Genomic DNA, 23,348 nt, shown 5'->3' on the forward strand with positions numbered 1-23,348 from the left:
TTACCAGGCTATCGGCTCCCGGCTACGCACCCGCACTTGTTGCGCAGGTACACGGGCATGCCATTGCACCACCCCCAGCGCCTCCACCTGGAATTCGCTGCGCATCACCCGCCCCTCTTCCTCGAACGACAGCTGCAACAGAAAATGCCCGCTGTTGAGCAGCAGCCCTTCGCTCAACCGTTCGAACGTTTCGTCATCCACCGCCCCAAGCGCCTGACGCAGTGCAGCCGCGTCCACAAACCCCGACGCCGGCCTGCCGCTGACAATGCGACTGAGCAACGAACGCGAGTAACGCCCTTCATACAGCGCCTCCAGCAGGGGCAGATGCTCCAACCCCAGCGCATTGGCGTTGAGCCGCCAACCCGTGGTCTGGGGCAAGGCGCACAGCATCGGGTAACGCGCCTGGCGGCTGGCGTCCGGCTCCAGCAACAGGTTCAGCTCGCTGGTGTCGAGCATCGGCTGGTCAGCCGCCAGCCGTGGCGGTTGCTGACGCAGGTACTGGGCGCTCTCGGCGCCCTGCAGGCGGGCATCACTGTCGGCATCGAGCCAGTCGGCCAGGGCATCGACCAGGCGTTCGGCCGCCATGTCATTGCCCAGCAAATAACGCAACTGGCGCTCGGCGCGTTCGCCATCGGCACCCAGCAACGCATTGACGTTGAAGCAGGTGTGCTGGTCGCGTACCCGCAACTGCGCCTGGCCAGCGCCAAAATCGTAGTTAAGCGGCTGCCCGCGCAAGGCTTGCCAGAACAGCGGACTGAGCCGCCAGGCAGGGTCCCGCAGGGCCTGCCCGGCATAGGCCAGGCCGGCCTGCTCCATGGCCCGCACCTGCACTCGCTGGTGCAGCAGGCGCACTTCGTCGACCTGACGCCGGCCATCTTCCACCAGCCAGGCCATGCCCGCCGCCAGCATTGCCAGCACCACCATCACCATCAACAGGGCCGCACCCTGCTGTTGCCTTCCACCCATCGGTGCGTGCCTCGCTCGCGGAATAAAAACGCCAGTCAACACGCGGGGTGTTTCAGGTAGATGGCAGTGCCCGTTCGTCATGTGCTCGTCATCTAGACAAGGCAGGATTGCCCTTCCTTTTCATGACCTTACAGGAGTGGTCGCTATGGGTGGCATTGGAATCTGGCAACTGGTGATCGTACTGCTGATCGTGTTCTTGCTGTTTGGTACCAAGCGCCTGAAGGGCCTGGGTAGCGATGTGGGCGAGGCGATCCAGGGTTTTCGCAAGTCCATGGGTGGTGACAATGACGCCAACGCCGCTGACCAGGCGCACGTGCAGCAACAGTGCCCGCTGAACGGCCAAGTTGCCCAGCAATCTCAAGCGGACCGCCAGGCCTGATGTTCGAGGTCGGCTTCAGCGAGTTGCTGCTGATCGGCGTCGTCGCGCTGTTGGTGCTGGGCCCCGAGCGCCTGCCGGTGGCAGCCCGCACCCTCGGCCGCGGCCTGGGCCAGGCGCGCCGGGCCATGCACGCCTTGCGCACGCAGGTGGAGCGCGAAATCGAGATGCCCAACCTCGACCAGGCACCTCTGCAACGCCTGGAACAGGAGATCCGCCAGGGCATCAGCCTGAACGCGGAACCGGCCAATGATACGGCTACGGCCGTGCTGCCCAAGGAAAATGCTTCATGAGTATCGCCATGGACCCTGCCGCGAGCATGCCCCTGACCGAACACCTGCGCGACCTGCGCAAACGCCTGGTGCGTTGCCTGGCGCTGGTGGCATTGGTGTTCGCCGGCCTGTTCCCCTTTGCCCAGACGCTGTACACGCTCATATCCGAGCCGCTACGGCGCTTTTTGCCGGAAGGCGCGAGCATGATCGCCACCAGCGTCACCTCGCCCTTTCTGGCACCGTTCAAGCTGACCGCGATGTGCGCCCTGTTCCTGGCCATGCCGCTGCTGCTGCATCAGGCCTGGGGTTTTCTGGCGCCGGGGCTGTACCGCCGTGAACGGCGCATTGCCCTGCCGCTGCTGGTATCGAGCATCGTTTTGTTCTATGCCGGCATGGCGTTCGCGTTCTTTCTGGTTTTCCCGATGATGTTCGGTTTCTTTGCCAGCGTGACACCGGACGGCGTGGCGATGATGACCGATATCAGCCAGTACCTGGACTTTATCCTGGCGCTGTTTCTGGCGTTCGGGCTGGCGTTCGAGATCCCGGTGGCGACGTTCATCGTGGTCTGGGCAGGGTTGGCCGATGTGGCCACATTGCGGCGCAGCAGGCCCTACGTGGTCGTCGGGTGCTTTGTGGTGGGGATGATCCTGACACCGCCGGATGTGTTTTCGCAGACGATGCTGGCAGTGCCGATGTGGGTGCTGTTCGAGGTGGGGTTGCTGGCTTGTGGAATGTTGAAGCGGCCGGAGCCAGGCAAGGAGATTGTGGCTGGATTGTAGGGCCCTTTCGCGGGCGTGCCCGCGAATAGCCGTGATGCGTTCTAGAACTCGGCGAGCCGCCAGACTTCATAGGCTGGCGTCTCGTACGGGTGGCTCTGCTTGAGCGCAGCGACGACCTGCACAATCAGCTCGTCAGCCACCACCAGCTCCACCTTCCACTCTTCCACCGCCTCGACCTGGCCCGCTTGCCCGAGGAACGGCTGGCTGCCGTCCAACGGGCGGAACTGGCCCTGGCCAAGGGTTTGCCAGGCGCAGTGGTCATAGTCACCGATGCGCCCGCCGCCCGCGGCGAACACAGCGGCCTTGACCACTTCGACATGGCTGGCGGGGACGAAGAAGGCGAGCTTGTACACGCCTTAGTTCACCCACACCCGTGCGTTGCGGAACATACGCATCAGCGCGGCATCTTCCTGCCACTCGTCCGGGCGCCAGGAGTTCTGCACAGCGCGGAACACACGCTCCGGGTGCGGCATCATGATGGTCACGCGGCCGTCGCGGCTGGTCAGGCCGGTGATACCACGCGGCGAGCCGTTCGGGTTGGCCGGGTAGGCTTCGGTGACCTTGCCATGGTTGTCGACGTAGCGCAGGGCCACGCAACCGGACACATCGGCTTCCAGCAATGCTTCTTCGCTGGCGAACTCGGCATGGCCTTCGCCGTGGGCGATGGCGATCGGCATGCGCGAACCGGCCATGCCCTGCAGGAAGATCGAGTTGGACTTCTGCACTTCGACCATGGCCACGCGGGCCTCGAACTGCTCCGAGCGGTTGCGCACGAAGTGCGGCCAGTACTCGGTGCCCGGGATCAGCTCGTGCAGGTTGGACATCATCTGGCAACCGTTGCACACGCCCAGGGCGAAGCTGTCGGTACGCTCGAAGAAGGCCTGGAAGGCGTCACGGGCACGGGCGTTGAACAGCGCCGACTTGGCCCAGCCTTCGCCAGCGCCCAGCACGTCACCGTACGAGAAGCCGCCACAGGCGACCAGGCCCTTGAAGGCTTCGAAGTCGACACGGCCAGCGAGAATATCGCTCATGTGCACGTCGATGGCGGCGAAGCCGGCGCGGTCGAAGGCAGCAGCCATCTCGACCTGGCCGTTGACGCCCTGCTCGCGCAGGATGGCCACTTGCGGGCGCACGCCCTTCTTGATGTAAGGCGCGGCGATGTCGTCGTTGACGTCGAAGCCCAGCTTCACCGACAGGCCCGGGTTGTCTTCCTCGAGCAGCAGGTCGAACTCCTGATCAGCGCAGTCGGCGTTGTCGCGCAGGCGCTGGATCTGGTAGCTGGTTTCAGCCCACTGGCGCTGCAGCATGCGACGGTCATCGTCGAACAGCACTTCGCCGTTCAGGCTGATGGTCACTTCAGCGTTGTTGACCGGCTTGCCGATCACCGCGACGCACTCTTCACCCAGGCCTGCAGCGCTGAACTGTGCCAGCACGTCCGGGGTAGCATCCTGGCGAACCTGGATCACCGCACCCAGCTCTTCGTTGAAGAGGATGGCCGGCACTTCGCCCTTGCTGTCGGTCAGCGGGTCGAGTTGCAGGTCGAGGCCGCAGTGGCCGGCGAAGGCCATTTCCAGCACGGTGGTGACCAGGCCGCCGTCGGAACGGTCGTGGTAGGCCAGCAGGTGGCCGTCGGCGTTCAGGCCCTGGATCACGGCGAAGAAGGCCTTGAGGTCTTCGGCGTCGTCGACGTCCGGTGCCTGGGCCGCGATCTTGCCGTAGGTCTGGGCCAGGATCGAGGCGCCCATGCGGTTTTTGCCGCGGCCCAGGTCGATCAGGATCAGGTCGGTCTCGCCCTTGTCCATGCGCAGTTGCGGGGTCAGGGTCTTGCGGATGTCGGTGACCGGGGCGAAGCCGGTGATGATCAGCGACATCGGCGAGGTGACGCTCTTCTCGACGCCCTCGTCGCTCCACTTGGTCTTCATCGACATCGAGTCTTTGCCGACCGGAATGGTGATGCCCAGCTCCGGGCACAGCTCCATGCCGACAGCCTTGACGGTGTCGTACAGGCGTGCGTCTTCACCTGGGTGACCAGCAGCGGACATCCAGTTGGCCGACAGTTTGATGTCGGACAGCTTTTCGATGCGCGAAGCCGCCAGGTTGGTCAGGGTTTCGCCGATGGCCATGCGGCCGGACGCCGGGGCATCCAGCAGCGCCAGCGGCGTACGCTCGCCCATGGCCATGGCTTCACCGGTGTAGACGTCGAAGCTGGTGGCGGTAACGGCGCAGTCGGCCACCGGAACCTGCCACGGGCCGACCATCTGGTCGCGGGCAACCAGGCCGGTGATGGTGCGGTCGCCAATGGTGATCAGGAAGCTCTTGCTGGCCACGGCCGGGTGGTTCAGCACGCGCTGGACGGCGCTGTCCAGGTCCAGCTCGCTCGGGTCGAAGTCATCGCCCAGCTCGGCTTCGCGGGTAACCGAACGGTGCATGCGCGGCGGCTTGCCCAGCAGCACGTCCAGCGGCATGTCTACCGGGGTGTTGCCGAAGTGGCTGTCGCTGACGGTCAGGTGCTGTTCTTCAGTCGCTTCACCCACCACGGCAAACGGGCAACGTTCGCGCTCGCAGATGGCCTTGAAGCGCTCGAAGTCGACCGCGCTGACGGCCAGCACGTAACGCTCTTGCGATTCGTTGCTCCAGATTTCGTGCGGGGCCATGCCCGGCTCGTCGTTGGGCACGTTGCGCAGCTCGAAGCGACCACCGCGGCCACCGTCGTTGACCAGCTCAGGGAAGGCGTTGGAAATACCGCCAGCGCCCACGTCGTGGATGAAGGCGATCGGGTTTTCGTCGCCCAGCTGCCAGCAACGGTCGATGACCTCCTGGCAACGGCGCTCCATTTCCGGGTTTTCGCGCTGTACCGAAGCGAAGTCCAGGTCAGCCGAGCTGGCACCGGTAGCCACCGACGAAGCAGCGCCGCCGCCCAGGCCGATCAGCATGGCCGGGCCACCGAGCACGATCAGCTTGGCGCCGACAGTGATTTCGCCCTTCTGCACGTGGTCTTCACGGATGTTGCCCATACCGCCGGCGAGCATGATCGGCTTGTGGTAGCCGCGCACTTCTTCACCGTGCGGGGTGTTGATGGCTTGCTCGAAGGTACGGAAGTAACCGGTCAGGGCCGGGCGGCCGAATTCGTTGTTGAACGCAGCGCCGCCAAGAGGGCCTTCGATCATGATGTCGAGGGCGTCGACGATACGCTCGGGCTTGCCATAGGCCTGCTCCCAAGGCTGTTCGAAGCCCGGAATGCGCAGGTTGGACACGGTGAAGCCGGTCAGGCCGGCCTTGGGCTTGGCGCCCCGGCCGGTAGCACCTTCGTCGCGGATTTCGCCACCGGAGCCGGTGGAGGCGCCGGAGAACGGGGCGATGGCGGTCGGGTGGTTGTGCGTTTCCACCTTCATCAGGATGTGCACCGGCTCCTGCACCGCGCCGTACTGGCGGGTTTCAGGGTTCGGGAAGAAGCGGCCGGCAACGTTGCCGACGATCACCGAGGCGTTGTCCTTGTACGCCGACAGCACACCTTCGTTGTGCATCTGGTAGGTGTTCTTGATCATGCCGAACAGGCTTTTTTCCTGGGCCTGGCCGTCGATATCCCAACTGGCGTTGAAGATCTTGTGGCGGCAGTGCTCGGAGTTGGCCTGGGCGAACATCATCAGTTCGATGTCGTTCGGGTTGCGCTTGAGGCCCTGGAAGGCATTGACCAGGTAGTCGATCTCGTCTTCGGCCAGGGCCAGGCCCAGGTCGATGTTGGCCTTGGCCAGGGCGTCGCGACCGCCGGCCAGGATGTCGACCGAGGTCATTGGCTTGGGCTGGGCGTGGCTGAACAGGTCAGCGGCCTGCTCCAGCTGGCCGAGCACACGCTGGGTCATGCGGTCGTGCAGTTCGGCGGCGATCAGTTCGGCATCAGCGTCGCTCAGGGTGCCGGCAACGTAGTAGGCGATGCCGCGCTCCAGGCGCTGGATCGACTGCAGGCCGCAGTTGTGGGCGATGTCGCTGGCCTTGCTGGCCCATGGCGAAATGGTGCCCAGGCGCGGTACCACCAGGAACAGACGACCCGTCGGCTCCTGTACCGGCACGCTCGGGCCGTACTTGAGCAGACGGCCCAGCACCTGCTGCTGGTCGGCGGTCAGCTCGCCGTCGACATCGGCGAAGTGGGCAAATTCGGCATACAAACCAGTAACAGCGGGGACTTTCTGGCTCAGTTGCTCAAGTAATTTACCGTGGCGAAAGGCAGAAAGGGCAGGAGCGCCGCGCAGGATCAACATCGTCGGGACAGCCTCAGGAAGGGGTGTGCTTAGAGGCCGTGCATTCTAGCCTAATTCGATGGCTTTCGGCACCTGCTCTAAGCCACGCCTGCCGGGCGGCGGAACCGGACTTCGGGGTCAGTTTTCAGAGGTGTCCGTCTTGAGACGAGATCGAGCGCTAAATGTCTCAAACCGGGCACCTGATAGCCCTCATGCAATCCCCCCTCCCCCAACCACACAACCCGCTACCAGACAAGCTAACCGTTGTCGAGATATGGTTGGGCCAGTCCTTTGCGTATACTGCAACCTATGTTCGCCCACACTGCTTTGCGCCAGCGTTGCGCCAAATGGCTTCTCGCAACCGGACTCTTTCTGCTGCTAGGTGCCTGCGTTGAAAAACCCAGCACCCTCGAGCGCGTGAAGGAGGATGGCGTGCTGCGCGTGATCACACGCAACAGCCCGGCAACCTACTTCCAGGACCGTAACGGCGAAACCGGCTTTGAGTACGAACTGGTCCAGCATTTCGCCGACGATCTCGGCGTAAAGCTGCAGATCGAGACCGCCGACAACCTGGACGAGCTGTACGACGCCCTCGGCAAGCCCTCCGGCCCGGTACTGGCTGCCGCCGGCCTGGTCAGCAGTGAGCGGCGCAAAACCCAGGTGAGATACTCCCATCCCTATCTGGAGGTGACCCCGCAGGTCATCTACCGCAACGGCCGCCCGCGCCCCACCGGCGCCAAGGGTTTGGTCGGCAAGAAGATCATGGTGCTCAAGGGCAGCAGCCATGCTGACCAGCTGGCCGAGCTGAAAAAGCAGTACCCGGCCTTGCAATACGAGGAATCCGACGCCGTCGAAGTGGTCGACCTGCTGCGCATGGTGGACGAAGGTCAGATCGACTTGACCCTGGTGGACTCCAACGAACTGGCGATGAACCAGGTGTATTTCCCCAACGTGCGGGTCGCCTTCGATCTGGGCGAAACCCGTGACCAGCGCTGGGCAGTGGCCGCAGGCGAAGACAACAGCCTGCTCAACGAAATCAACGAGTATCTCGACAAGGCACAGAAAAACGGCACCCTTCAGCGATTGAAGGACCGCTACTACGGTCATGTCGACGTACTTGGCTATGTCGGCGCCTACACCTTCGCCCAGCATCTGCAACAGCGCCTGCCCAAGTACGAGAAGCACTTCAAGAGCTACGCCAAGGTCGAGCAGGTCGACTGGCGCCTGCTGGCAGCCATTGGCTACCAGGAATCGATGTGGCAGCCGGAAGTCACCTCCAAGACCGGCGTGCGCGGCCTGATGATGCTGACCCAGCGCACCGCCCAGGCCATGGGTGTGTCCAACCGCCTGGACCCGAGGCAGAGCATCCAGGGCGGCGCCAAGTACTTCATGAAGATCAAGGAAGAGCTTGACGACAGCATCAAGGAGCCGGACCGCACCTGGTTCGCCCTTGCCGCCTACAATGTCGGTGGCGGCCACCTTGAAGATGCCCGCACCCTGGCCAAGCGCGAGAAGCTGAACCCGAACAAGTGGCTGGACGTGAAGAAGATGCTGCCGCGGCTGGCTCAGAAGCAGTGGTACCGGCAGACCAAGTACGGCTATGCCCGTGGGGGCGAACCGGTGCATTTCGTGGCCAACATCCGCCGTTACTACGACATCCTCACCTGGGTGACCCAGCCGCAGCTCGAAGGCCAGGTGGCCGAGGGCAACCTGCATGTGCCCGGGGTCAACAAGGACAAGCCAGCGGATAAGTCGTCGCCGATGTAAGCCTGTCAGGACCTCTTCGCGGGCAAACCCGCGCCTACAAGATTTGCGCAGAACCTGTAGGAGCGGGCTTGCCCGCGAAGAGGCCGGTGCAGCTCAAGCCTTAGCCCGGCGGGCCTTGAAGAAGTCGCTGAGGATCTGCCCGCACTCTTGCGCCAGCACCCCGCCCTCCACCATCACCCGGTGGTTGAGAAAGCCTTGGCCAAAGAACTGCCCCTGGCTCTGCACGATCCCAGCCTTGGGTTCCAACGCGCCAAACACCACGCGCATCACCCGCGAATGCACGATCAGCCCCGCACACATGCTGCACGGTTCCAGGGTCACATACAGGGTGCTGCCGGGTAGCCGGTAGTTGCTGGCCGACCTGGCTGCCGCCCTGATCGCCACCATCTCGGCATGCGCGCTGGGGTCGCTGTCGATGATCGGCCGGTTGAAACCCTGGCCGATCACCTGCCCATGCTGCACCAGCACCGCCCCCACTGGCACCTCGCCCAACGCCGCGCCTTCGGCGGCCAAGGCCAGCGCCAGGCGCATGAATTCCTGATCGCGACTGCGATCGATGATCTGCGGGCGCATCAGACCACCGCAATCGCGGCCATCAGGCCGGTTTCCATGTGGTCGATGACGTGGCAGTGAAACATCCAGGTTCCAGGGTTATCCGCCACCAGTGCTACCTGGGCGCGCTCGTTCTTGCCCAGCAAGTAGGTGTCGGTGAACCACGGTTCCTTGATGTCGTGACGGTTGGAGGCGATCACCTTGAAGCTCATGCCATGCAAGTGGATCGGGTGCTGGTACTGGGTCATGTTCTTAAGCTCGAAGATGTAGCTCTTGCCCTTCTGCAACGTGGCGATGGGGCGGTCGGCGCAGGTCTTGTCGGTAATATCCCAGGCCTGGCCGTTGATCTGCCACATGCTCGACGGTTTGGCCGGATCAGCGGTGACAGAGACGCCGGCCGCCCACTCGAAATTGAAGTTCAGCTTTTCGGCATTCTCCAGGTCCGGCTCGGCGATCGGATTGGGCGGCAGCGCGGGCGGCCAGTCACTCGGCGCGTCGTTGCTGGCCACCGAACGCAGGGTGCCCAGGCGCACGAAACCGTCGCGCAGGGAAATTTCCTCACCCGCCTCAGGAATGCGGATGGCCAGGCAGATACGCATGCCAGGGCCTAGCCAGTATTCGTCCAGCGCACGCGGGGTCACCGGGTTGCCGTCGAGGGCATAGATTCTCGCCTCGCAGTTGCCCTTGAGGTTGAGGCGGTAGGTCCAGGTATTGTCCAGGTTCAGCACGCGCACCCGCACCACCTGGCCGGCCGGCAGCTCGGTGATCGAGTCGGCCTGGCCGTTGATGGTGATCAACCGCCCGGCAGTGCCGTTGCGCGCAGCCTCGCGCGGAATGCTGAAAGGCAGCCATGCGCCCTGCTCGTCCACATGCCAGTTCTTCAGGCTCAGCGTACGCTCATGCTGGAACCCGGTGGGTTCACGTTCCTCGACGATCAGCGGCCCGACCAGACCGCGGCCTAGCTCCTCAGAGCTGCTGACGTGCGGGTGGTACCAGTAACTGCCGGCGTCCGGCACGCGGAATTTGTAATCGAAGTACTCACCCGGCTTGACCGGCAACTGCGACACATAGGGTACGCCGTCCATTTCCAGCGGCAGGCGAATGCCGTGCCAATGGATAGTGGTTTCGACCGGCAGATGGTTGATAAAGCGTACCCGCAGCCAAGTGCCCTGGCGCACGCGCAGCTCGGTGCCCGGGGCCGATGGGCCGAAGGCCCAGGCCTCGGTCTTGAAGCCCGGCACCAGCTCGACGTCCAGGGGTGCTGCGATCAGCTCATAATCGTGGCCTGCGCTGTCGTCTTCGACCTTGCCCAGCCAGTAACGCGCCGCGCCACCGGCGCCCAGGCCAACCACAACCAGGCCGGTCAGGCCCTTGAGCATTTGTCGACGGGTGAAGGACATCGGTGCGGGTACCTCGTGTTCTGCGCAATCAGTCTGCCAGCAAGGCGCTGACGATGAGGGGCGAATACGATACACCTGCAAATGGGAAATATTAAGTGAAGTATCCAAGCATCGTCCGCTTTAGCCACGGCATTGGCTGGACGGCAGGCGTAGCGGAACCAATCGACAGCGCCAACATCAAATTGACACCATTGCCAGAGGCACCTCAGATGAGAAAATGCCTCGCAAGGCAACCATCAGCTTATTTGGCAGTTGGCTTGACTGCCAGGGCGGTGCATGGGAATGAATCGCCTTCAGCCAGCACACTCACCGGGCCTTCTCTAAAGGAATGCAATGGTAAATGGACTTATCAGCTTACGTCCCTAGCTGGGACGACATCGAACGCAACCTGGACCAGAAGTTCAGCGCCCTGAATCAGAGCGTCAGCAGCGGGTTGCGCAGTGCCCATGACAGCTGGGACGGCTTCACCCGCCGTGTAAGCGATGGCGCCAGCCAGGCCTATGGCGCTGTAGGCGGGCACCGGATCGACAACGTCCGGCAGGCGATGGCGCTGTCTTATCCCATGATGCAGTCAAATCTGTCCCGCAAATGGGCATCCATCAACATCGACCAGATTTTGCCCGTGCTGCTCAAGCTCGTGCAGGAAGTGGTGATGATTCTCGGCGGCAGCGTCGCGCTAGGCGGCGCTATAGGCGGCGCGGTAGGTTCTCTTGCCTTTGGCGTGGGCGCGGCACCTGGGGTGGTCGCAGGCAGCGGTATCGGCCTGCAGGTCGGTAACCTGATCCTGATGGCATTGGGCCTGGCCGCCATCGCGGAGTATTTCTATCAAGGGCTTCCCGCCTGCCTGGCCTCGATGCAAGAGGGGCTTGCAACCGCGTGGACTGCCGAAGACGGCCTGAAACCCTCGGGTCTCGATCCTTCGGGCGGCTCGGCCGCGCTGGTTCAAGAACGTACCGAACAAGCTGCAAGGCAACTGGCACGCGGACAAGAGCAACTCGTGATGCTTTTGCTGATGGCGATCGTGACCTACCTGACCCGCGGGCAGATGAAAGCCGGCGTGATGAGCAGCATGGAAAGCATCGCCAGCCGCAGCGCCAAGCTTCAGGCCGAGATTTCCAACAAGCAGTTGGCCAACTGGCTGGCAAAAAACCAGAACAGGCTGCTGATCGAACCTGAGCTGCAGATGAAAACCGCAACGCCGCTTAAGAAAGCGGAGCCAGAGCTGCCCCCAGCGACGCAAGCCACGGAAAAAACCGTTGCAGCGGCGCCGAAGAAGCTCATGAGCCTGCGCGATGCAGTGGGCAAGGACATGGCAGAGCGATGGATTGCCGAAGGCCGCGCTCGGGCAGACATACGGGCCCCGGAGCTTTCGAGACTGCTCAGCGACGATCAAATAGGCGCACTTTACGGCTACTCTACCAACGATGTGTACAAGGCGTATAACCAAGCATTGCGCGAAGGCACTGCTACGCCTGGTATCAAGGCCTTTGCCGAGCATGCAACCGAAGGGCTGGCACGCTTGCCTCGCTACTTAGGCGCTGAAACCTATCGTGGAACGGATCTTCCGCAGCATGTGCTCAATCGGATGCAAATGGGTGCAGTAGAGACCGACATGGCATTCTTCAGCTCATCCGCTACAACACCGTTTTCGGGCAATACCCAGATGGTCGTACGCGGCGTATCCGGCAAGGACATCAGTTTCCTCACGCAAATTCCCGAAGCGGAGGTACTGTACCCGCCAGGTACCTCTTTCAGAGTACTGAATCGGATTGAACAAGGCCCCACGACTCGTCTCTTATTAGAAGAAGTACTATGATCGACCTGCACAGCTCCACCCTCGCCGTTACCGAATATGCCTACCGGTACAACCACTTGCTGCCAGCGCCCACCCCACGCGAATCCGCAAGCCGTGGCTACGTACACCCGCAATGGCAAAATTCGCGCGCCTGCACACTCACCCCCGATCAATCGCTCGACAGAGCCAAGGGGGCATTGCTGGGGTTGGCCATTGGCGATGCCGTAGGCACCACGCTGGAGTTCTTGCCCCGTGATGCCAAGCATGTCGATGACATGGTCGGCGGCGGGCCGTTCAGGCTCAAGCCAGGTGAGTGGACCGATGATACGAGCATGGCGCTTTGCCTGGCGGACTCGTACCTGGCGTGCATGCGATTTGACCATGCCGATTATCTTGAGCGTCTGTGCAGGTGGTACAAGCAAGGGGAAAACAGCGCTAACGGTGTCTGCTTCGACATTGGCAATGCAACCCGCCTTGCCTTGGAAGGATGGCTACGGCAAGGCTTGGACTGGTCAGGCAACACAGACCCGAACACGGCCGGTAATGGCTCGATCATCCGACTCGCCCCGACCGCCATTTTCAGGCGCCACATGCTACCGTCCACCTGGCGCGAAGCTCAAAGTCAGAGTCGGACCACCCACCGGGCGCCCGAAGCACTAAGTTGTTGCGAACTGCTGGGTGCGCAGCTGCACCTCGCCCTGAACGGCGCGGACAAGGATGAAATGTGCCGCCCTATGGTCCGCCCGCTGCAAGCCCGCGCCACCATCATCAACGCTGGCGAATACAAGGAAAAAAGCCGCGATCAGATCCGCTCTTCAGGGTATGTCATCGACACCTTGGAAGCTGCACTGTGGGCGGTGTGGAATACCGACAACTTCAGGGACGCAGTGCTTCTGGCCGCAAACCTGGCAGACGATGCCGACAGTGTGGCAGCCGTGGCGGGGCAACTAGCCGGGGCGTTGTACGGGGTATCCGGTATGCCCGTGCAATGGGTAAAGACAGTGGCGTGGTCAGAACACATACAGGACCTCGCCCAAGCGCTGCACGACCAGGCGCCTGAAAGCGACCCGTTCTACTCGCTGTGATATTGCACGCAGCGGGGCAGATGAACGTGAGGAGCCGATAGACCTCAGAATGACAAAGGCCCGCGATTACGCGGGCCTTTGTGTGTTACAGGTCATCTGACACTGGCTACTGCCATGTGCCGGCTTATTCCCACTCGATGGTCGCCGGCGGCTTGCTCGACACATCGTAGGTAACGCGCGAGATACCGTCGATTTCGTTGATGATACGACCGCTGACAGTTTCCAGCAGCTCGTACGGCAGGTGTGCCCAACGCGCGGTCATGAAGTCCACGGTCTCGACGGCACGCAGGGCCACGACCCAGGCGTAGCGACGGCCGTCGCCGACGACGCCGACCGACTTGACCGGCTGGAACACCACGAACGCCTGGCTGGTCTTGTGGTACCAGTCGGCCTTGCGCAGCTCTTCAATGAAGATGTGGTCGGCGCGACGCAGGATGTCGGCGTATTCCTTCTTCACTTCGCCGAGGATACGCACGCCCAGGCCCGGGCCCGGGAACGGGTGGCGGTAGACCATGTCGTACGGCAGGCCCAGCTCCAGGCCGATCTTGCGCACTTCGTCCTTGAACAGTTCACGCAGCGGCTCGACCAGCTTGAGGTTCATCTCCTCCGGCAGGCCACCTACGTTGTGGTGCGACTTGATCACGTGGGCCTTGCCGCTCTTGGCGCCAGCCGACTCGATCACGTCCGGGTAGATGGTGCCCTGGGCGAGGAACTGGATGTTCTCCAGCTTGCTGGCTTCGGCATCGAACACGTCGATGAAGGTGCGGCCGATGATCTTGCGCTTCTTCTCAGGGTCCGCTTCGCCTTCCAGGTTGTCGAGGAACTGCTTTTCAGCGTCGGCGCGGATCACCTTGACGCCCATGTTCTCTTTGAACATGGCCATCACCTGGTCGCCTTCGTGCAGGCGCAGCAGGCCGTTGTCGACGAATACGCAGGTCAGCTGGTCGCCGATGGCGCGGTGCAGCAGCGCGGCAACCACCGAGCTGTCAACGCCGCCGGACAGGCCCAGCAGAACGTTGGCCGAACCGACTTGCGCACGCACCTGGGCGATGGCGTCTTCGACGATGTTGGACGCCGTCCACAGGGCTTCACAGCCGCAGATGTCCTGCACGAAGCGGGACAGGATACGACCACCTTGCTTGGTGTGGGTCACTTCGGGGTGGAACTGCACGCCGTAGTAGCCGCGGACGTCGTCGTACATGCCGGCGATCGGGCAGCTTGGGGTGCTGGCCAGAATGTTGAAGTTGCCAGGCATCTGGGTGACCTTGTCACCGTGGCTCATCCACACGTCCAGGCCCAGCACGCCGTCGTCATCAACGTGGTCTTCGATGCCGTCGAGCAGGCGGCTCTTGCCGACAACGTCCACACGGGCATAGCCGAACTCACGCAGGTCGGAACCTTCTACCTTGCCGCCCATCTGCTCGGCCATGGTCTGCATGCCGTAGCAGATACCCAGCACAGGCACATTCAGGTCAAACACGGCCTGCGGAGCGCGCGGGCTGTTGGCTTCGTGGACCGACTCGGGGCCGCCGGCGAGGATGATGCCGCGCGGGTTGAATTCGCGGATCGCTTCATCGTCCATGTCGAACGGGTGCAGTTCGCAGTACACGCCGATTTCGCGCACGCGGCGGGCGATCAGCTGGGTGTACTGGGAACCGAAATCGAGGATCAGGATGCGGTGAGCGTGAATGTCGAGGGCCATGACTCAATCTCGTCAGTGGAAATCGGAAACGACGCGGGGCTGTCATGACAGCCCCGCTTTATGTTGTAGCTGGAAGCCTCAGCCTACGCGGTAGTTAGGGGCTTCTTTGGTGATTTGCACGTCGTGCACGTGGGACTCGGCCATGCCGGCACCGGTGATGCGCACGAACTCCGGCTTGGTGCGCATTTCTTCGATGGTTGCGCTGCCGGTGTAGCCCATGGACGAACGCAGGCCGCCCATCAGCTGGTGGATGATCGCGGCCAGGGCGCCTTTGTAAGGAACGCGGCCTTCGATGCCTTCCGGTACCAGCTTCTCGGCGCCGGCCGAGGAGTCCTGGAAGTAACGGTCGGACGAACCCTGCGCCTGCGCCATGGCGCCCAGCGAGCCCATGCCGCGGTAGGCCTTGTAGGAACGGCCCTGGAACAGCTCGACTTCACCCGGGGCCTCTTCGGTACCGGCGAACATCGAACCCATCATCACGCAGGAAGCACCGGCAACGATGGCCTTGGACAGGTCACCGGAGAAGCGGATACCGCCGTCAGCGATCAGTGGCACACCAGTGCCTTCCAGTGCTGCTGCGACGTTGGCGATGGCGCTGATTTGCGGCACGCCGACACCGGCAACGATACGGGTGGTGCAGATAGAGCCAGGGCCGATACCGACCTTGACCGCGTCGGCACCCGCTTCGGCCAGGGCCTTGGCGGCAGCGCCGGTGGCGATGTTGCCGCCGATCACCTGCACTTGCGGGTAGGTTTCCTTCACCCAGCGTACGCGGTCGATCACACCTTTGGAGTGGCCGTGGGCAGTGTCGACGACGACGACATCAACGCCAGCCGCCACCAGGGCAGCAACGCGCTCGCCGGTGTCCTTGCCGGTGCCGACGGCGGCGCCGACGCGCAGGCGACCCTGGTCGTCCTTGCTGGCCAGCGGGTAAGCCTTGGCCTTTTCGATGTCCTTGACGGTCATCATCCCCTTGAGGTTGAACTTGTCGTCAACGATCAGGACTTTTTCCAGGCGATGCTTGTGCAGCAGCTCGCGAACTTCGTTCTTGTCGGCGCCTTCGCGGACGGTGACCAGGCGCTCTTTCGGCGTCATCACGTCGCGTACCTTGGCGTCCAGGCGATTTTCGAAGCGCACGTCACGGGAGGTGACGATGCCGACCAGGTCGCCGTTCGCCAGTACCGGCACGCCGGAGATGTTGTTCAGGCGGGTCAGCTCGAACAGGTCGCGCACAGTGGCATCGGCGTCGATGGTGATCGGGTCCTTGACCACGCCAGCCTCGAACTTCTTGACCTTGCGCACTTCGCCGGCCTGTTGTTCGATGGTCATGTTCTTGTGGATGATGCCGATACCGCCTTCCTGAGCCATGGCAATGGCCAGACGCGCTTCGGTCACGGTATCCATGGCAGCGGAAACCAGCGGAATGTTCAGCTCGATGCCACGGGTCAAACGGGTCTTGAGACTGACTTCATTGGGCAGTACCTCGGAATAGCCAGGTACAAGGAGGATATCGTCGAAGGTCAGGGCTTCTTGGCTGATACGCAGCATCGCGGGGGCTCCCGGGCGGGAAAAATGGAAGCGCGCCATTATACTCATGCATGGCGCGCCGCTCAATGCAAAATAAGGGCCTTCGGTCAGGCTTGTGGCAGTTTTACCTGCACCACGGCCACCGGCTGGTCGAGCCAGTCGGCGAAGCTGTCGAGAAAGGCCTGGGTGAACCCGGCCTCGCCCCAGTTGTTGAAGATGAACCCCAGGTTGGAAAAGGCACATGGCTGCAGGTAAATGAAGCCATTGATGTCATCTTCGAAGCCGCACAGTGGGCAGGTAAAGTTGTCGCTCACTGCCGGCATCCACTCTTCCAGGCTTTCGAACAACGGCTCACCTACCTCGCGCCGGCACTCCGGGCAACCGGCTTCTTCAAGGAAGCCTTCGGTGGGGGTATAGATGCAGCGTTTGAGCATCACTTCCAGGCCGTTGACCGGTTCGCCGAAGGGCAGTTTTTCCGGGTGCAGGGCCACTTTGCGCGCCCCTGCCGCCAGGGCATGGCCCATGCGGTTACCGGTGCGGCCACAGGTGGTCAGCTGCTCCTCGACGACCTTTTCGCGCACCAGCCAGCGCAGGATGGCGCGGGCACGGGCTTCATGCACCGGGACGGTAGACAGCTTTGGAACGATGATGCTCTGGGTGTTCATGAACGGGACAAGCCTGAGAAACGCCGGTAATGACGCAATTCTACCGCTCAGGCGCTCAGGTAGCGACCAATCAACGCCAGCCCACTGGCCAGCACCAGCCAGGTCACCAGCCGTACGAACGCTTCGCGGGACAACCGGTTGGTCAACCGACGCCCTACCCACAGACCAATGAACATGACAGGCAGCAGGCAGGCGGCGAGCAGCAGCAGGCGTTGGTCGGCATAGACACCGGCAATCAGGAACAGCGACAGACGCACTATCGTACTGCAGCTGATCAGCGCGCTCTGGGTGGCGCGTACCTGTTCCTTCACCTCCAGCCGTGCGCTCAGGTAAAGGGCATAAAGAAACCCGCCGCTGCCGAACAAAGCCCCGAACAAACCGCCTGCCGTGCCCATCGGCACCGCCCAGAAGCCGGACAGGCTCGCTGGCCTCACTTTCACTGCCAGCCCGTAAAGTGCATAGGCAGTCACGAATACCCCCATCAACAGCAGCAACAGGTCGGACTTCAGTTGCAGCAGGAACACCACGCCCAACGTACAACCCAAGGCCATGAAGGGCAGCAGCCGCAGCAATTCACTGCGGACCACATCCCGGCGCGACGGCAGCAGGTTGCCGAACGCGGCCACGAAATCCAGCAGCACCAGCAACGGGATGATGCGTGACAACGGCATGAAGTGAATCAGCACCGGCCCCGCCACCAGTGCAGTACCAAAACCGGCGATGCCGAAGACGATGTAGGCCGCGGCAATGGCGAACAGGATCGGCAGCCAGTCAAGGCCGGAAAACGACAGTTGGGCAAGCATGGCAGCAGTTCCTGGGAAGACAGGCAAAGGTTAGCCAGCCATGAGCCATGCCGACTAATATGCCTTTATCCCAAAAGCCATCTCGAAAAGGCATGACATGACGTCAATCCGACAGTTGCGTTACTTCGTGGAGATCGCCGAGTGCGGCAGTTTCAGCAGTGCAGCCGAGCGCCTGTACGTCGCCCAGTCGGCCCTTAGCCGGCAGATCAAGGAGCTGGAGCAACAACTCGGCACGCCGCTGTTCGAACGCACGGCGCGCCTGCCTCGCCTGACGCTGGCGGGTCAGGCCTTTCTTGAACGGGCGCGACGCTTGCTGGCCGACCTGGCACAGGCCGAGCGGGTTACCCGTGACATTGGCCAAGGGTTGCAAGGCAGCTTGCGCCTGAACCATTCCAGCACCGTGCCACTGACCGGCGGGCTTCTGGCTCGCCTGGGGAACTACCTGAAGCACAACCCAGGGGTTTCGCTGGAGATTGCGCAGCAGTCATCGGAGGCACAGCTGGAAGACATTGCTGCCGGACGGCTGGATATCGGCCTGTTGCGCTTGCCGGTGCTGCGCCAGCATGAAGGCGTGGTGCTGCACGAGTTGTTCGACGAACCCTTGTTGCTGGCGGTCGCCGCTGGACACCCCTTGGCGGGTACTCAGCACGTGCAACTGGAGCAATTGAAGGAAGAGCGCTTCATTTCCATCCCGCACCGGGATCGTGGTGGTTTGAGCTACTTGTCTGCCTCGTTGTGCATGGAGGCAGGGTTCTTCCCGCAGGCGGCGCAGGTACTGTCGCGCAAGACTACGCAGTTGCAGCTGATACAGGCGGGGTTTGGGGTGGCGTTGTTGCCGCGGTGCATGTGCGAGATTGCCCCGGCTTCAGTCAGCTTCGTAGCGCTGGAGGGTGATTGCCAGAGCACAGTGGCACTGGCCTGTCGCCGTGATGCGGGGCAACTGGTGCGGCAGTTCGTGGCGACGATGCAGGGCTGAAGGCACCGGTTGCGGTCTCCCACAAGGATTGGGTCAAGGCTGACAATAGGGGCAAGACAGACAACCGGGGCCGATGTCATTTATGATGCCAGCCATGATCAAAGACCCTTTCGAACGACTCGGGCTGGACCGCGAGGTCCTTACCGTCAGCCAACTCAACGGCCGCGCCCGCGTGCTGCTGGAAGACGTTTTCCGCAGCGTGTGGGTGGAAGGCGAAATCTCCAACCTCGCCCGCCCGGCGTCCGGCCACATGTACTTCACCCTCAAGGACAGCGGCGCCCAGGTGCGTTGTGCGTTGTTCCGGCAGAACGCCACGCGGGTACGCCAGGCGCTGCGCGACGGCCTGGCGGTGCGGGTGCGTGGCAAGGTTTCGCTGTTCGAGGGGCGTGGCGACTACCAGCTGATTCTCGACACCGTCGAGCCAGCCGGTGATGGCGCGCTGCGCCTGGCTTTCGAGGCCCTGAAGGAAAAGCTCGGGGCCGAGGGGCTGTTCAGCGCCGAACGAAAGAAGCCACTGCCGGCTCACCCGCAGCGCATCGGCATCATCACCTCGCCCACTGGCGCGGTGATCCGCGACATCATCAGCGTGTTCGGCCGCCGTGCCCCGCAGGTGGAACTGAACCTGATCCCTACGGCGGTACAGGGCCACGAAGCCATCGCGCAGATCGTACGCGCCATCCGCCAGGCCGACAGCCTCGGCTTCGATGCGCTGATCCTGGCGCGGGGTGGGGGTTCGCTGGAAGACCTGTGGTGTTTCAACGAGGAAGCCGTGGCGCGTGCCGTGGCCGCCTGCGTCACGCCAATTGTCAGCGCCGTGGGCCATGAAACCGACGTGTCGATCAGCGACTTCGTGGCTGACGTGCGCGCGCCCACCCCGTCTGCGGCCGCCGAGCTGCTGGCCCCTGACAACAGCGGCCTTCGGCAACGCCTGGATGGCCTGCAACGGCGCCTGCTGCTGCGCATGCAGAACCGCCTGACCCACGACCGCCTGCGCCTGGAGTCACTCACCCGGCGCCTGCGCCACCCAGGCGAGCGTTTGCGCCAGCAGGCTCAACGCCTGGACGACCTGGACATGCGCCTGCGTCGCGCGTTCATGCTCAACCTCAACCAGCGCCGCGAACGCCTGGCACGCCTGGACGCCCGCCTGGCCGCGCAGCATCCGGGGCGTAACCTGAAACTGCTGAACCAGCGCCTGGACAGCCTGGCCGAGCGCCTGCCACGGGCCATGCGCGAGGTGCTCAAGGACCGTCGCCAGCGGTTCCAGGCCCAGTTGCAGACACTGCAGGTGGTCAGTCCGCTGGCCACTCTGGCCCGTGGATACAGCATTTTGCTGGATGAGCAAGGCCAGGCCATTCGCAGCGCCGAACAGACCCGCAATGGCCAACGCCTGACCGCCCGCCTGAACGAAGGCGAGTTGCTGGTGCGGGTCGAAGACAACCACCTGACCCCGGTCACCCTCTCACTACTGGACTGACACATGCCCCGCATGCTCGCGCCCCTGCTTGCCCTTTCCCTGCTGCTGCTGGCCGGCGGCGCCCAGGCCAGCTACATCACCCGCACACTGAACAAACCGGTACCCGGCGGTGTGGCAGTCGTCGACCTGGGCCCCGCCGCCAATGCACCCAGCGCCCGTTTCGACGGCAAGCCGGTGCTGGTGGTGAAGGAGCAGGACAACTGGCTGGCCATCGTCGGCATCCCGCTGACCCAGAAGCCCGGCACCGCAGTGCTGAACCAGGGCGGGCGCACCCTGCCTTTCAGCGTACGCAGCAAGAAGTACCCTGAGCAGCGCATCACCCTGAAGAACACGCGCCAGGTCAACCCGAACCCGGCCGACCTCAAACGCATCGAGCGCGAGCTGGCCGAGCAGATCAAGGCCTACCGCAGCTTCAGCCCGAACCTGCCGAGCAACCTGGTTCTCGACAAGCCGGTCAACGGCCCGCTGTCGAGCAAGTTCGGCGTGCGCCGCTTCTTCAACGGCGAAGAACGCAACCCGCATGCGGGGCTGGATTTTGCGGTGCCGGCAGGCACGCCGATCAAGACACCCGCCAATGGTAAAGTGATTCTGGTGGGGGATTATTTCTTCAACGGCCGCACGGTGTTCGTCGACCATGGGCAGGGCTTTATCAGCATGTTCTGCCACATGTCGAAAATCGATGTGCAGGTCGGCCAGCAACTGCGTCGTGGCGAGGTGGTCGGGCGCGTGGGCTCGACCGGGCGGGCAACCGGGCCGCACATGCACTGGAACGTCAGCCTGAACGATGCGCGGGTGGACCCGGCGATTTTCATTGGCGCGTTCCAGCCCTGAAACTGCGGCGCCTGCTTTGCGGGCACGCCCGCTCCCACAGGTACAGCGAAGCCTTCAGACACAGCACAATACTTGTGGGAGCGGGCATGCCCGCGAAGAGGCCAGCACAGTCGACAGCAGTTCAACTGTGTTGCGCCATCGAAAAATACTGCGCAAACATCAATAAGCGCCCAGCAGATCCAAGCCATAAAATCTCGCCTAATGGCTTTTTTTAAGCATTCCTCTCAATTTTTCCCGAACGCTTGCCATCCCCCACCCCACTGGTTAAGTTTGAAGGCATGAAAACCTTCAGCACCCTCATCCTGCTCCGACAACATCGCAGCCTCTGCCTGGTCAGCGCCCGACTACCAGGCTGAATCGCGTCGCCTCGCCTCTTCATATCGTTATCGCTCGGCAGGCCCGATCTCGGCCGCACACAAAAGGATTGCTTCCATGACCATGCTCAAAGACCCTTCGAAGAAATACCGCGCTTTCCCGACCATCGACCTGCCTGACCGTACCTGGCCGTCGAAGACCATCACCCAGGCACCTATCTGGTGCAGTTCCGACCTGCGTGACGGCAACCAGTCGCTGATAGAGCCGATGGACTCGGAGAAGAAACTGCGCTTCTGGAAGACCTTGGTGCAGGTTGGCGTGAAGGAGATCGAAGCCTCGTTCCCGTCTGCCTCGCAAACCGATTTCGACTTCGTGCGCACCCTGATCGAGGACGGCCACATCCCGGATGACACCACCATCCAGGTGCTCACCCAGGCACGTGAAGACCTGATTGCCCGTACCTTCGAATCACTGCGCGGTGCGAAGAAGGCCATCGTCCACCTGTACAACGCCACCAGCCCGTCGTTCCGCCGCATCGTCTTCAATCAGGACAAGCAAGGCGTGAAGGACATCGCGGTGAACGCGGCCAAGCTGTTCGTCAAGTACGCCGCCCAGCAGCCGGAAACCCAGTGGACCTTCCAGTACTCGCCAGAAACCTTCAGCGCCACTGAAATGGAGTTCGCCAAGGAGGTCTGCGACGCGGTCATCGAGGTGTGGAACCCTACCCCTGAACACAAGATCATCCTCAACCTGCCGGCCACCGTGGAAGTGTCCACGCCAAATATCTACGCCGACCAGATCGAGTGGTTCTGCCGCAACGTCAGCCGCCGCGACAGCGTGATCATCAGCCTGCACTGCCACAACGACCGCGGCACCGGCATCGCTGCCACCGAACTGGGCCTCATGGCCGGCGCCGACCGTGCCGAAGGCTGCCTGTTCGGCAACGGCGAGCGTACCGGTAACGTCGACCTGGTGACCTTGGCACTGAACCTCTACACCCAGGGCATCGACCCGTTGCTGGACTTCTCCGACATCGACGGCGTGCGCAAGGTGGTCGAAGAATGCAACCAGTTGCCGGTACATCCTCGTCACCCCTATGTGGGCGATCTGGTCCATACCGCGTTCTCCGGCTCGCACCAGGACGCCATCCGCAAGGGCTTCGCCAAGCAGCAGGATGGGGAACTGTGGGAGGTGCCTTACCTGCCGATCGACCCGGCCGACATCGGCCGCAGCTACGAAGCGGTAATCCGCGTCAACAGCCAGTCGGGCAAAGGCGGTATCACCTACCTGCTCGAGCAGGAATATGGCATCAGCCTGCCGCGTCGCATGCAGATCGAATTCAGCCAGGTGGTGCAGGGTGAGACTGACCGCCTGGGCCTGGAAATGACCGCCCAGCAGATCTACAGCCTGCTGCACAAGGAATACCTCCAGGCCAACGCGCCATATGCACTGGTCAGCCATCGCCTGCAGGAAGAAAACGGCCACAGCGCCGTGGAAGTGGAAGTTGCCGGTGAAGGCGAAACCACCCTGCACTGGCGCGGCAAGGGCAACGGCGCCCTGGAAGCACTGGTGGCCGGCCTGCCGATTGCCGTGGAGATCATGGACTACAACGAGCATGCGATTGGCGCTGGCACCAATGCCAAGGCAGCTGCCTACATCGAACTGCGCGTGGCCGGTGGCCGCCCGGTACATGGCGTGGGTATCGATGAGAACATCACCACGGCCAGCTTCAAGGCGCTGTTCAGTGCACTGAACCGCTCGCTGAGCCAGCAGGAAGCCAAGGCGGCCTGAAGCCTGGAATGAGGGATGAGAAAGCCCGCATCGTTTG

At 62.8% G+C, this 23,348-nt stretch carries 19 protein-coding genes; 10 read left to right on the forward strand and 9 right to left on the reverse strand.

Going from position 1 to position 23,348, the window contains the following annotated elements:
• Positions 1-966, reverse strand: coding sequence for a type II secretion system minor pseudopilin GspK (gspK, locus tag ACF8FB_RS01515; protein ID WP_010952217.1), 966 nt, complete (start codon positions 964-966; stop codon positions 1-3).
• Positions 967-1,111: 145 nt separating this feature from the next.
• Between gspK and tatA the strand changes: the two genes are divergently transcribed.
• From tatA to tatC, 3 genes are read left to right on the forward strand one after another with little or no spacing between them, the layout of a single operon-like run.
• Positions 1,112-1,345, forward strand: a complete 234-nt coding sequence (tatA, locus tag ACF8FB_RS01520) for a twin-arginine translocase TatA/TatE family subunit (protein ID WP_012051370.1) — start codon at positions 1,112-1,114, stop codon at positions 1,343-1,345.
• Positions 1,345-1,635, forward strand: a complete 291-nt coding sequence (gene tatB, locus ACF8FB_RS01525; RefSeq protein WP_350298245.1) for a Sec-independent protein translocase protein TatB — start codon at positions 1,345-1,347, stop codon at positions 1,633-1,635. Before tatA ends, tatB begins: the two co-directional genes overlap by 1 nt.
• Positions 1,632-2,393 (forward strand): twin-arginine translocase subunit TatC, encoded by a 762-nt coding sequence (gene tatC / locus ACF8FB_RS01530; RefSeq protein WP_003255015.1) that lies wholly within the window; start codon positions 1,632-1,634, stop codon positions 2,391-2,393. The genes tatB and tatC overlap by 4 nt, the downstream gene beginning before the upstream one ends.
• A gap of 41 nt (positions 2,394-2,434) precedes the next feature.
• On the opposite strand, the gene ACF8FB_RS01535 is transcribed toward tatC, so the two are convergent.
• Together ACF8FB_RS01535 and purL are read right to left on the reverse strand one after the other, a co-directional pair.
• Positions 2,435-2,746, reverse strand: a complete 312-nt coding sequence (locus ACF8FB_RS01535) for a YqfO family protein (protein WP_010952215.1) — start codon at positions 2,744-2,746, stop codon at positions 2,435-2,437.
• Positions 2,747-2,749: 3 nt separating this feature from the next.
• Positions 2,750-6,649, reverse strand: a complete 3,900-nt coding sequence (gene purL / locus ACF8FB_RS01540) for a phosphoribosylformylglycinamidine synthase (protein ID WP_010952214.1) — start codon at positions 6,647-6,649, stop codon at positions 2,750-2,752.
• 288 nt (positions 6,650-6,937) lie between these two features.
• Here purL and mltF point away from each other — a divergent pair, with 288 nt between their 5' ends.
• Positions 6,938-8,395, forward strand: a complete 1,458-nt coding sequence (gene mltF, locus ACF8FB_RS01545; protein WP_020193355.1) for a membrane-bound lytic murein transglycosylase MltF — start codon at positions 6,938-6,940, stop codon at positions 8,393-8,395.
• A 93-nt stretch (positions 8,396-8,488) separates the two neighbouring features.
• On the opposite strand, the gene tadA is transcribed toward mltF, so the two are convergent.
• Both tadA and ACF8FB_RS01555 read right to left on the reverse strand, forming a co-directional pair.
• Positions 8,489-8,968, reverse strand: coding sequence for a tRNA adenosine(34) deaminase TadA (gene tadA / locus ACF8FB_RS01550; RefSeq protein ID WP_012051365.1), 480 nt, complete (start codon positions 8,966-8,968; stop codon positions 8,489-8,491).
• Positions 8,968-10,347 carry a multicopper oxidase family protein gene (locus tag ACF8FB_RS01555; protein ID WP_392509157.1) on the reverse strand — a complete coding sequence of 460 codons (1,380 nt, stop codon included), beginning with the start codon at positions 10,345-10,347 and terminating at the stop codon, positions 8,968-8,970. Before ACF8FB_RS01555 ends, tadA begins: the two co-directional genes overlap by 1 nt.
• A gap of 340 nt (positions 10,348-10,687) precedes the next feature.
• On the opposite strand from ACF8FB_RS01555, the gene ACF8FB_RS01560 reads away from it, so the two are divergent.
• Positions 10,688-12,163: a DUF6861 domain-containing protein gene (locus ACF8FB_RS01560; protein ID WP_012051363.1), complete on the forward strand. Its 1,476-nt coding sequence runs from the start codon at positions 10,688-10,690 to the stop codon at positions 12,161-12,163.
• Entirely contained in the window at positions 12,160-13,227 is a 1,068-nt protein-coding gene (gene tri1, locus ACF8FB_RS01565) for an ADP-ribosylarginine hydrolase Tri1 (protein WP_012051362.1), read from the forward strand. The genes ACF8FB_RS01560 and tri1 overlap by 4 nt, the downstream gene beginning before the upstream one ends.
• A 124-nt stretch (positions 13,228-13,351) precedes the next feature.
• Here the strand turns inward: tri1 and guaA are convergent, their stop codons facing one another.
• The 4 genes from guaA to ACF8FB_RS01585 form a co-directional block, all read right to left on the reverse strand.
• Positions 13,352-14,929, reverse strand: coding sequence for a glutamine-hydrolyzing GMP synthase (gene guaA, locus ACF8FB_RS01570; RefSeq protein WP_010952209.1), 1,578 nt, complete (start codon positions 14,927-14,929; stop codon positions 13,352-13,354).
• A gap of 78 nt (positions 14,930-15,007) precedes the next feature.
• Positions 15,008-16,477, reverse strand: a complete 1,470-nt coding sequence (guaB, locus tag ACF8FB_RS01575; RefSeq protein WP_003255025.1) for an IMP dehydrogenase — start codon at positions 16,475-16,477, stop codon at positions 15,008-15,010.
• 86 nt (positions 16,478-16,563) lie between these two features.
• Complete coding sequence (locus ACF8FB_RS01580; RefSeq protein WP_003255027.1) at positions 16,564-17,121, reverse strand: hypothetical protein; 558 nt, start codon at positions 17,119-17,121, stop codon at positions 16,564-16,566.
• A gap of 47 nt (positions 17,122-17,168) precedes the next feature.
• Positions 17,169-17,924: a sulfite exporter TauE/SafE family protein gene (locus ACF8FB_RS01585; RefSeq protein ID WP_010952208.1), complete on the reverse strand. Its 756-nt coding sequence runs from the start codon at positions 17,922-17,924 to the stop codon at positions 17,169-17,171.
• A gap of 97 nt (positions 17,925-18,021) precedes the next feature.
• Here ACF8FB_RS01585 and ACF8FB_RS01590 point away from each other — a divergent pair, with 97 nt between their 5' ends.
• From ACF8FB_RS01590 to leuA, 4 genes are all read left to right on the forward strand, one after another.
• The gene (locus tag ACF8FB_RS01590) at positions 18,022-18,900 is read left to right on the forward strand and encodes a LysR family transcriptional regulator (RefSeq protein WP_010952207.1); all 879 of its coding nucleotides are present in this window, start codon (positions 18,022-18,024) and stop codon (positions 18,898-18,900) included.
• 94 nt (positions 18,901-18,994) lie between these two features.
• Positions 18,995-20,374 (forward strand): exodeoxyribonuclease VII large subunit, encoded by a 1,380-nt coding sequence (gene xseA / locus ACF8FB_RS01595; protein WP_392510930.1) that lies wholly within the window; start codon positions 18,995-18,997, stop codon positions 20,372-20,374.
• Between the two features lie 3 nt (positions 20,375-20,377).
• Complete coding sequence (locus tag ACF8FB_RS01600; RefSeq protein ID WP_392510932.1) at positions 20,378-21,205, forward strand: peptidoglycan DD-metalloendopeptidase family protein; 828 nt, start codon at positions 20,378-20,380, stop codon at positions 21,203-21,205.
• Positions 21,206-21,637: 432 nt separating this feature from the next.
• Entirely contained in the window at positions 21,638-23,311 is a 1,674-nt protein-coding gene (leuA, locus tag ACF8FB_RS01605; protein WP_010952204.1) for a 2-isopropylmalate synthase, read from the forward strand.
• The last annotated feature ends 37 nt before the right edge of the window (positions 23,312-23,348 follow it).

It is taken from the genome of Pseudomonas sp. yb_2, assembly GCF_043103905.1.
GTDB lineage: Bacteria > Pseudomonadota > Gammaproteobacteria > Pseudomonadales > Pseudomonadaceae > Aquipseudomonas > Aquipseudomonas alloputida.